The 11,281-nt window shown below is 38.6% G+C and carries 8 protein-coding genes; 6 read left to right on the top strand and 2 right to left on the bottom strand.

Annotated features, from left to right (window positions below; all coding sequences use genetic code 11):
• Positions 1-18: 18 nt before the first annotated feature.
• The 5 genes from rplA (at position 19) to asnB (ending at position 4,842) form a co-directional block, all read left to right on the top strand.
• Positions 19-714, top strand: a complete 696-nt coding sequence (gene rplA / locus BP74_RS13540) for a 50S ribosomal protein L1 (RefSeq protein WP_496374884.1) — start codon at positions 19-21, stop codon at positions 712-714.
• A 27-nt stretch (positions 715-741) separates the two neighbouring features.
• Positions 742-1,272, top strand: coding sequence for a 50S ribosomal protein L10 (gene rplJ, locus BP74_RS13545; protein WP_496374885.1), 531 nt, complete (start codon positions 742-744; stop codon positions 1,270-1,272).
• Positions 1,273-1,432: 160 nt separating this feature from the next.
• A complete protein-coding gene (rplL, locus tag BP74_RS13550) occupies positions 1,433-1,807 on the top strand; it encodes a 50S ribosomal protein L7/L12 (protein WP_072836481.1) in 375 nt (124 codons plus the stop codon).
• A gap of 217 nt (positions 1,808-2,024) precedes the next feature.
• Positions 2,025-2,936 (top strand): glycosyltransferase family 2 protein, encoded by a 912-nt coding sequence (locus BP74_RS13555; protein ID WP_496374886.1) that lies wholly within the window; start codon positions 2,025-2,027, stop codon positions 2,934-2,936.
• Positions 2,937-2,940: 4 nt separating this feature from the next.
• A complete protein-coding gene (gene asnB, locus BP74_RS13560) occupies positions 2,941-4,842 on the top strand; it encodes an asparagine synthase (glutamine-hydrolyzing) (protein ID WP_496374887.1) in 1,902 nt (633 codons plus the stop codon).
• Positions 4,843-4,879: 37 nt separating this feature from the next.
• Here asnB and BP74_RS13565 read toward each other — a convergent pair whose 3' ends face one another.
• Both BP74_RS13565 and BP74_RS13570 read right to left on the bottom strand, forming a co-directional pair.
• Positions 4,880-6,088 (bottom strand): glycosyltransferase family 2 protein, encoded by a 1,209-nt coding sequence (locus tag BP74_RS13565; protein ID WP_496374888.1) that lies wholly within the window; start codon positions 6,086-6,088, stop codon positions 4,880-4,882.
• 150 nt (positions 6,089-6,238) lie between these two features.
• Positions 6,239-7,159 carry a ComEA family DNA-binding protein gene (locus BP74_RS13570; RefSeq protein ID WP_496374889.1) on the bottom strand — a complete coding sequence of 307 codons (921 nt, stop codon included), beginning with the start codon at positions 7,157-7,159 and terminating at the stop codon, positions 6,239-6,241.
• A gap of 242 nt (positions 7,160-7,401) precedes the next feature.
• Between BP74_RS13570 and rpoB the strand changes: the two genes are divergently transcribed.
• Positions 7,402-11,205: a DNA-directed RNA polymerase subunit beta gene (gene rpoB, locus BP74_RS13575; RefSeq protein WP_496374890.1), complete on the top strand. Its 3,804-nt coding sequence runs from the start codon at positions 7,402-7,404 to the stop codon at positions 11,203-11,205.
• Positions 11,206-11,281: the final 76 nt, after the last annotated feature.

The raw sequence follows: 11,281 nt of genomic DNA on the forward strand, positions 1-11,281 counted from the left end.
TAATTAAAAAGAATTAAAATGGCATTCATTCCTAAAAAAAGAAAAGCAATCAACTCCAAGGTTGATGCAAATAAAGCTTATTCTTTGAAAGATGCTTCTGCATTGGTTAAAGAGGTGAATACAACGAAGTTTGATGCTTCTGTTGACTTACATATACGTTTAGGTGTAGATCCTAAAAAAGCTGACCAGGCTATCCGCGGAACGGTTACTTTACCTCACGGTACTGGTAAAACAAAAAAAGTACTGGTGCTTTGTGGTCCTGACCAGGAAGCTGCAGCAAAAGGTGCTGGTGCTGATTTCGTTGGTTTAGATGAATTTGTACAAAAAATTGAAGGTGGATGGACAGATGTAGATGTTATTGTGGCTACACCTGCTGTAATGCCTAAAATAGGTAGGTTAGGTAAAATTTTAGGTCCTCGTAACCTGATGCCAAACCCTAAAACAGGTACTGTTACAAATGATGTTGCTGCTGCAGTAAATGAAGTTAAAGGTGGTAAAATTGCCTTTAAAGTTGATAAGGCAGGTATAATCCATGCTTCAATTGGACGTGTGTCTTTCAGTCCTGATAAAATTGCTGCCAACAGCCAGGAATTAATTAATGCAATCATCAAGGCTAAGCCTGCAACAGCTAAGGGAACTTATCTAAAGGGTTTAACTATGGCCAGTACAATGAGCCCTGGTATTGCTATAGACACTAAAACTTTTGTTCACTAATCCTAACCACGGATAAAACGTATTATAATGACTAAAGAACAAAAAAATGAAGTAATAGAAGCGTTGAAAGAGAAATTTTCTCAATACAACAACTTCTATGTTACAAATACTGAATCTTTAAGCGTAGAACAGGTATCTAAGCTTCGCCGCGTATGTTTCAACAAGAATGTTGAAATGAAAGTGGCTAAAAATACACTGATCAGGAAAGCCCTGGAATCATTAGGCAATGAGAACTATGCTGGTATGTTTGATTCATTGAACAACGTAACAGCCTTAATGTTTTCAGAGAACCCAAAAGAGCCTGCTTTGATCATTTCTTCTTTCCGTTCCGAAAGTAAAGGAGAAAAACCAGAGTTGAAAGCAGCTTTTATTAATGGAGACATTTATAGCGGTGACAGTAACCTGAAAACTCTGACACAGATCAAGACCAAGAATGAATTGATCGGTGAAGTGATCGGTTTGTTGCAATCTCCTGCAAAAAGAGTGTTGGCTGCTTTATTGCACCACCACGAAAAACAAGCAGAAGGTGTTTCTACTGAAGCTCCTGCAGCTGAATAATCTAAACCAGAAATGGTGGAACTATTCAGGATAAAGCAAAATTAGATTTGGCATTCCTGAATAGCTAACATACAACCCAGGCCTGAGGGTCAATAAAGGCAAATTTTTTTAAACCCTCCGTCGGAGCAATAGCTGTGAAGTCGGAAAAAATTTAAATCAAATGGCAGACGTTAAAAATCTTGCAGAACAATTAGTAGGCCTTACTGTTAAAGAAGTACAGGAATTGGCTGATTTCTTAAAATCAGAATATGGCATCGAGCCAGCTGCCGCTACAGTTGTAGCAGGTCCTGCTGCAGGTGGTGCTGCTCCTGCTGCTGAAGAAAAAACTACTTTCAATGTAATTCTGAAAAGCGCAGGTGCTTCTAAACTGAATGTGGTTAAAATCGTTAAAGATTTAACCGGATTAGGTTTGAAAGAGGCAAAAGACCTGGTAGATGGCGCTCCAAAACCAATCAAAGAAGGTGTGGACAAAGCTACCGCTGAAGAATTGGCTGCTAAGCTTAAAGAAGCTGGCGCTGATGTTGAAATTGCATAATATCTTTTTATTATGATAAAAAGGCTCCCAATTGGGAGCCTTTTTCATAATAGATTGAATCTGAATAGTATAAAAGCCTTTGTCATTTAGGTCATCAGATAATTTCTTACTATCTGTATTTTGAAGTAAAAAGCGGCTTTTATAATCATGCTTGGTATGGTAATTTTATTGTGAAAAGTTATACTGAGCCCTATATTTGCTAGTAACCTTATGTAAAATGTTATCACCCCTTACACCCAAACCAAGAGTTTCTGTTATTACACTTAATTGGAATAACCAGGAGATTACTTGCGATCTTCTTCGTTCTATAAAACAATTTTGCACCTATCCAAATCTGGAAGTCATAGTTGTAGATAATGCTTCCACAGAGGACCCGACAAAAGCATTTTTATCAGTTTTACCTGCTGCTAAAGTAATACGCAATAATAGCAATCTTGGTTTTAGTGCTGGTAATAATGTAGGCATACGTCAGGCTAGCGGCGATTATTTATTCCTGGTAAACAACGATACTGAATTTACTCCTGACCTCATTGAAGGCCTGGTAGATACTTTTAATCGTTTTCCTGATGCCGGTGTTGTCTGCCCAAAGTTTCATTATTTTTTTGCCAAAGGAACCATTGAATATGCAGGTTATAACCCGGTAAATATTTTTACTGGCAGAAATTCAATGGTTGGCTGCAGGGAAAAGGATGAGGGACAATATAATGCAGTAAAAGAAACTAATTATGCACATGGTGGAGGAATGATGGTAAGTAGAAAAGTCATTGAAGAAGTTGGACTGATGCCGGAAGACTTTTTTCTGTATTATGAAGAACTTGACTGGTCTGTAAAGATCAAAAAAAGGGGATTCAAAATTTACTACCAACCCGCCGCACTTATTTACCATAAGGAATCAATGACCACTGGGAAAATGAGTCCTCTGAAAACATTCTATCTTACCAGGAATCGAATATTATTTATGAGGAGAAATATTCCCATTCCTGGATTAAGTGTGTTCGTTCTATATTTTATATTTTTTACTATACCAAAGAATACGTTTAGCTACCTGGTAAAAAGACAGGGAGAACATTTAAAATGGTTCTGGAAGGGAATTCTTTGGCATTTCAACTCGAAAATTAAATTTAACTGAAGCCATGTGTGGGATCGCCGGATTTATAGATTTTCAAAAGACATCTGATATTGAGATAGTAAGAAGAATGACTGACGCAATGGATCATAGAGGTCCTGACGATGCGGGTTATGAAGTCTACGAAGCAAAGGAGGCGTTGATTGGTTTTGGTCAACGACGTCTTTCAATACTTGACCTTTCGCCTCTTGGCCATCAGCCAATGCACTTTGATGACTTCATTGTAAATTTCAATGGTGAGATATATAATTTTAAAGAGGTAAGACAGGAACTGATTGATAAAGGCTATAATTTCAATTCATGGTCTGATACGGAGGTCATTTTAAAAGGATATCATTGTTGGGGTCTTGATGTAGTACATAAATTTATTGGAATGTTTGCCATAGCCTTATATGACAAACAAAAAGAGCAGGTCATTTTTATAAGGGACAGGGCGGGAGTGAAACCATTATATTATTATTGGAAGAATAACGTTCTGCTTTTTGGTTCAGAATTAAAAGGGCTTTTTGAACATCCCCGCTTTGAAAAAAGCATAGACACCAATAGCCTGGCCTTATTTCTTCAATTTAGTTACATCCCTGCTCCTCACTGTATTTTTAATAGTACGTATAAATTACTCCCGGGGCATTTCTTGATAGTTGATCTTAGAACAAAAGAAATGCAGCTTAAAAAATACTGGGATGTGTTTGATCAGTATAATAAGCCAGAGATCAATATCTCTGATGCAGAAGCCATTGAGGAGACTGATAAGCTTCTGAAAAATGCCTATGAATATCGTATGGTTGCAGATGTTCCTGTGGGTATATTTTTAAGTGGAGGTTATGATAGCAGCAGTGTTGCTGCATTATTACAAACTGGTCGGACAGAAAGATTAAAAACGTTTACAATCGGGTTTCATGAAGCTGAATTCAATGAGGCTCCTGAAGCAAAAAAAATAGCTAATTACCTGGGAACAGATCATACTGAATGGTATTTATCTGCAAAGGAAGCTGGGGCAGTATTAAGTAAGCTTCCCGAAATTTATGATGAACCATTTGCAGATAACAGCACGGTTCCTACAGTTCTGGTTAGCCAGTTGGCAAGAGAGCAAGTAACTGTAGCATTAAGTGCTGATGGGGGAGATGAAATATTTGGTGGATATCACAAATTCAGCCAGGCTGAAAAATATACATCCCGCATACCATTGCCCCTGCAGACTTTTTTAAGCGGGACCATGTCTTTAATAAATCCTGAAAGCATTTATTATTTCAATAAGAAATATAATTTCCCTACACGCTATGAAAAAATGAAGTTGATCTGGCAAAAGAAGGACCCGGTTTCCGCTATGAAGTATATTGGCCAGTACATTACCGAGACTGAGGTGGAAACTTTCCTTGGAAAGCCTTTTGAGAGATATAACACCTTTTTTGAAGAAGGGGATAAACTTCAAAAAAATGCCGGCATTACCAATAAATTGTTGGCAGTTGATTATAAGACTTTTTTAGTTGATAATAACCTTGTTAAGGTAGACAGGGCCACAATGTCTGTAAGCCTTGAAGGCAGGGAACCAATGCTTGATCACAGGATCATTGAATACCTTGCTCAATTGCCTTCCAACTTTAAGATACGTAATGGTGTTACCAAGTGGTTATTAAAAGAAGTAGTACATAAATATATTCCTAAAGAATTGATGGAAAGGCCAAAGCGTCCTTTTATTGCGCCTTTGACTATATGGTTTAAGGAAGATCTCCAGGAACAATTGAAATATTTCTTAAGTGAAAGCAGCCTTTCTAAAACAGGAGTATTTGATCCAAAGCCTATAGTACATTTAAGAGATGAATACCTTGCTGGCAGGAAGGTCAACTATCAAAAGCTATGGCAGGTGTTGATGTTCCAGTTATGGTACAACAGATGGGTAAATAAATTATAACGCTTTAAATTATTATAAAAACAAAAAAGGGTACTGATTATTCAGTACCCTGGTTGTATAATGTATTACTTACTTCAGTTTTAGTATGCACCGTATGAATAAATGTTTTATTGGCATTTTTCATTTGGAACGCTGTCATAATCATCGCTACAACAGCTTCAGGCATTTTTAATATAGCATTAAACAATCTTTTATTCACTAACTCGGAAGGCAGAGCAACCGCAAGTGTAACAAAATATAAAAGACCGGCAATGAGAAAATAAATAAACCAGCCAGAATTTAAAAATAATGTTACAAGTGTCAGTAGCGGTAAAAGTAATATGAGGTAGGCTCTTGGAAGCACCAGGTTATTAGCAATTGCAAGGTTGAAGTAACTTACATTTCCTTTTAATAGTTGTTTGAAGCCAGGGAAAAAGAATTGCTTCAAATACACAAACTGGCTGGATAACCATCTCTTTCTTTGTTGTTGGAAGGCATGTAAAGAATCAACTTTTTCATCAAAAACAAGAGCGTCTTCCAGGTACTCAATTTTTATTTTTTGTTCTACAATTTTAATTTGCAGGGGCCTGTCAAATCCTCCAACTGCATGGATTTCGCTTAATACCTTTTTAACTATGTTGTATTCAAATGCCATTCCAGAACCAATTACTGCAGACGAGAGACCAACAGCATTAGTGCCCTTACGGAAAATATGGTTATTTATGCCCTCACTGCATGAATCCAAAATGGCATAGGATGTATCCATATTCTTTGCTACCCTTTGGCCCTGAACCGCCCTGGCATTTGCATTAAATGCATTGTTTACTTTCTTAAGGAAGTTTTTTGCAAGCACATTATCAGCATCACAAATAAGTGCGATGTCATAGTCCTTGCTGATCTTGTTAAAGCCTACATTCAATGCTTTAGCCTTTGTACTTTTTTCAAACTTCACCTCGATGATTTCTATTGGGAGTTTCCTCAATTCAATTAATGTTTTTTCTTGAAAAGAATCAGCCAGGATATAAACATCATATAATTCTTTTGGATAATCCAGCCTTAGCATACTTTGGACTGTTGATACTATAATACCATCCTCTTTATAAGCAGGAACAAAAACAGCAATTCTTTTTGATGGTGCAGTTGCAGGAAACTTGTTTTTTTTATAAAAAAATTTCCCTGAGATAGAAAGAATGAACAAATAAAGTACAGATAGAAAAAAATACACAAAAATGATCCCGAAAATAATATTCAATAAGGTACTCAACATGATTAGGTTGTTTATGGAAAGGGGGCTTTTAAATGACAGAATTCAATTTAATTATAAAAAATTAATGCCAACTATTTACAATACCTGCCAATTATTTTTGATACTTTATATTTCTGCAGACTTGCATGGATAATTGCATGCCTTCCGAAATTATAAACTAAGATAAGGTGCTATTTTAGAAAAGGTAGAATCATTTATCAGGACAATATTTTTAAGTTCTTCCACTTTTTTGTAGGGTCCATGACGATCCCTGTATTCAATAATTGCATTTGCCAGGTTCCACCTTATATAGGGATGAACTTTTAATTGTTCTTTAGTACATTCATTAAGTGGAATTTTTTTTACACCTGTTTCATATTTCAGGTAGTTTCTTATTTTTTTGAAAGTAGAATCCGGAAGACCATAGGTTTCCGCTATTTGATCTATTGAATAAAAGCCTCCAAGTTTATTTCGGAAATTAATAATACGTTGTGCGAGTCGGGTACCAATTCCAGGCAATTGAATATAGGCAGTAGAGTCAGCCTGGTTAATTTCTACTACAGATATCTCTTTTTTCCAGGCTGTATTAACCCTTACAAAATTAGCCTGATCATATTTTGCCCTTACAGATTCACAATTCATAAAATCCTTAACCCGTTCATAAAAACCCTGGGGCAGTGACCATATACGGGTAAGATCTTCAGGCCTGTAAAATTTGCCGCCTTTACTTCTGTATTTGATAATTGTTTTAGCGGTTTTTTCATTCAAGCCTAACTTTTTCCATCCTTCAAGACTTATGGTATTTGGATCAAATTGGAAAAGTTCAGCTTCGATGAATCCTGGTTGCTTCTCAAATTTTCGATTAATAACATAGCCTTTATTGGATTCAGGAGCATTCTCCTCATTTTTTTCCAGGCTGTCGATTCCTTTTACCATCACAGGTAATACTTTGACAAAGTTTGGGTCAGGTTTAGGTTTAAAAATTCGTGGAAGAGCATAAATTACTGCGACAATAACTAAAACTGCAATTGCACCAACCCGGTCTTTTTTTCCAAAAATGAGGTAATCTTTTACAAAATCTTTCCAAAACATGCCAAAAAGTTACAATGTATTAAAGCTATCCCAAAATACAAAATGGCTTAATCTTTGAGAGGAAAAAAACCTTGTTGGTGTAGCTTAAATCCTTACTTTTGCAGTCCTTTAGTTTTGGCCAAAAACATTTTGACGTCGCAATTCATGCTTAAATAGTTCAGTTTCAAAGCGTTTACATCTTAGGAAGTAAAGGCCTGAAATCGATTTGCCCGTCAATAAACATTAAACCGGTTTTTAATCATATGCCTACAACATTGAATCAAAGGGTCAACTTCGGTAAAATTGGAAATATAGCCGATACACCTGACCTTCTTGCTGTTCAGATCCAGTCTTTCAAAGAGTTCTTCCAGTTAGAAACCACTCCCGACAAAAGAAACGTTGAAGGTTTGTTCCGTGTATTTAAGGAAAACTTTCCTATCACTGACACCCGAAACATCTTTGTTCTTGAGTTCCTGGATTACTTTATTGATCCTCCCCGTTACACGATTGAAGAGTGTATGGAGCGTGGATTAACGTACGCTGTACCTCTGAAGGCTAAGCTTCGCCTGAGCTGTAACGACGAAGAGCATATTGACTTCCAGACAATCGTTCAGGATGTTTTCCTTGGAAACATCCCTTACATGACACCTCGTGGTACATTCGTTATCAATGGTGCCGAGCGTGTAGTTGTTTCACAACTTCACCGTTCTCCTGGAGTATTCTTTGGTCAGTCAGTTCACCCGAACGGTACAAAGATCTATTCCGCAAGGGTTATTCCTTTCAAAGGTGCCTGGATGGAATTTGCTACCGATATCAACAATGTAATGTATGCCTACATTGACCGTAAGAAAAAGTTCCCTGTAACAACATTGTTACGTTCAATTGGATATGAAACAGATAAAGATATTCTTGAGCTTTTCGGAATGGCCGATGAGGTGAAAGGAGACAAGAAATCTCTTCAGAAATATGAAGGCCGCCGTCTGGCTGCCCGTGTTTTAAGAAGCTGGGTTGAAGATTTCGTTGATGAAGATACCGGTGAGGTTGTTTCTATCGAAAGAAACGAAGTGATCCTCGAGCGTGATTCTATTCTTGATGAAGAAGCAATTGATACCATTTCTGAAATGGATATCAAATCTGTATTTGTTCAGAAAGAAGACGTTGGTGGAGATTATGCTATTATATATAACACCTTAAATAAAGATACCTCTAACTCTGAACTGGAAGCGGTTCAGGTTATCTATCGCCAGTTACGTGGTGCTGACGCTCCCGATAATGAAACGGCAAGAGGTATAATCGATAAATTATTCTTCTCAGACAAGCGTTATGACCTGGGCGAAGTGGGTCGTTATAAGATCAACCGCAAATTAGGCCTCAATGCTTCTATTGAGCAAAAGACCCTAACCAAGGAAGATATCATTCTGATCATCAAATACCTGGTACGCCTCACCAATGGTAAGGCTGAAATAGACGATATTGATCACCTGTCCAACCGTCGTGTTCGTACTGTGGGTGAGCAATTATATGCTCAGTTCGGTGTTGGTTTGGCTCGTATGGCTCGTACCATCCGTGAAAGAATGAACGTAAGGGACAACGAGGTGTTTACGCCGGTTGACCTTATCAATGCAAGAACGCTTTCATCAGTTATTAATTCATTTTTTGGTACATCCCAGTTGTCACAGTTTCTTGATCAGACCAACCCGTTGTCAGAGATCACGCATAAGCGTCGTATCTCAGCTCTCGGGCCAGGTGGTTTAAGTCGTGAAAGAGCTGGTTTCGAGGTTCGTGACGTACACTACAGCCACTATGGCCGTTTGTGTACTATTGAAACTCCGGAAGGTCCAAACATCGGTTTGATCTCTACTTTATGCGTTCACGCCAAGATCAACGAGATGGGCTTTATTGAAACACCTTACCGTAAAGTTGAAAACGGAAAGGTGAACATGAAGCAGCTTACTTTCCTTAGCGCAGAAGAAGAAGACCTGGCTAAGATCGCACAGGCAAACGTTCCGCTCGATGACAAAGGAAACTTTGTTGAAGACAGGATCGTAAGCCGTGAAACAGGTGATTTCCCAATTTTAGATAAAGGCGAAGTTCAGTATATGGACGTTGCACCCAACCAGATCGTAGGTTTGAGTGCTTCATTAATTCCATTCCTTGAGCATGATGATGCCAACCGTGCGCTGATGGGATCAAACATGCAACGCCAGGCAGTTCCATTGTTACGTCCAGATGTACCTATTGTAGGTACTGGTCTGGAAGGCAAAGCTGCACGTGATGCGCGTATCCAGATCCACTCAGAAGGTAATGGTGTGGTTGAGTTTGTAGATGCCAACGAAATTCATGTTCGTTACAATCGTAATGAAGAACAGCGACTGGTATCTTTTGAAGATGATCTGAAGGTGTATAAACTAACCAAGTTCATTAAAACCAACCAGGAAACCTCTATCAACCTGAAGCCTGCTGTAAAGAAAGGCCAGGTAGTAAAAGAAGGTGATTTCTTAACGGAAGGTTACGCTACTAAAGATGGTGAACTGGCGTTGGGTAAAAACCTGAAAGTGGCCTTCATGCCATGGAAAGGGTACAACTTCGAGGATGCTATCGTTATCTCTGAAAGAGTAGTAAAAGAAGATATGTTTACTTTTGTTCATATCTCTGAATATGAACTGGAGGTACGTGATACTAAACTGGGAGAAGAGGAATTAACTCCGGATATTCCAAACGTTTCTGAGGAAGCAACGAAGGACTTAGATGAAAATGGTATCATCCGCATTGGTGCACAGATTAAGGAAGGTGATATCCTTATTGGTAAGATCACTCCTAAAGGTGAATCTGATCCAACTCCGGAAGAGAAGTTATTGCGTGCCATCTTTGGTGACAAGGCTGGTGATGCAAAGGATGCATCTCTGAAAGCTCCAAATGGTGTAGAAGGTGTGGTGATCTCTAAGAAGTTATTCCAGAGAGCCAAGAAAGATAAGAACGCCAAGGTTCGTGAAAAAGCAGCATTGGAGAAACTGGATAAGATCCATGAGAAGAATGTATCTGACCTGATGGAAGTTTTGCTTGATAAACTGCAAATGCTTTTAAGAGAAAAGGCTTCTGCAGGTGTTAGCAACAACTTTGGTGAAGTATTGATTGGCAAGGGAGCCAAATTCACACAAAAGAATTTAGCCCAGATCGACTATATGAATGTCAACCCATTGGGTTGGACCAGCGATGCTAAGGTTGATGACCAGATCAATATTTTATTGCACAATTATAGCATCAAATACAACGAAGAATTAGGTAGATATAAAAGAGAGAAGTTCAATATCTCAATTGGTGATGAATTACCAGCAGGTGTATTGAAACTGGCTAAGGTTTATATCGCAGTTAAGCGTAAGCTGAAAGTGGGTGATAAGATGGCAGGACGTCACGGAAACAAAGGTATTGTTGCCAAGATCGTTCGCCAGGAAGACATGCCATTCCTTGAAGACGGAACTCCGGTTGATATTGTATTGAACCCACTTGGGGTACCAAGCCGTATGAACCTTGGACAGATCTATGAAACTGTTCTTGGATGGGCAGGAGAGAAATTAGGTCTTCGCTTTGCTACACCAATCTTCGATGGTGCTTCTGTTGAAGACATAGCTAAAAACATTGAAGAGGCAGGATTACCAACCTTCGGTCATACCTACCTGTATGATGGTGAAACGGGTGATCGTTTCCACCAGAAAGCTACGGTTGGTATCATCTATATCATCAAGCTGCACCACATGGTGGATGATAAGATGCACGCAAGGAGTATCGGGCCATACAGCTTGATCACTCAGCAGCCTTTAGGTGGTAAAGCACAATTTGGTGGTCAGCGTTTTGGTGAGATGGAAGTATGGGCATTGGAAGCATATGGTGCGTCCAACATCCTGCAGGAACTGTTAACCATCAAATCAGATGATATCATCGGTCGTGCCAAAACATACGAGGCAATTGTAAAAGGTGAGAACGTGCCTCGTGCCGGTATCCCTGAGTCATTCAATGTATTGGTGCATGAGTTGAGAGGATTAGGATTAGATCTTAAGTTCCACGATTAATATAATAAAGACATTCCGTACCATGGGGTCGGAATGTCTTTCTTCTTATATCGGTCACAACCTTGTTCAAAATTTT

This window comes from Flavisolibacter ginsengiterrae DSM 18136 (genome assembly GCF_059568575.1).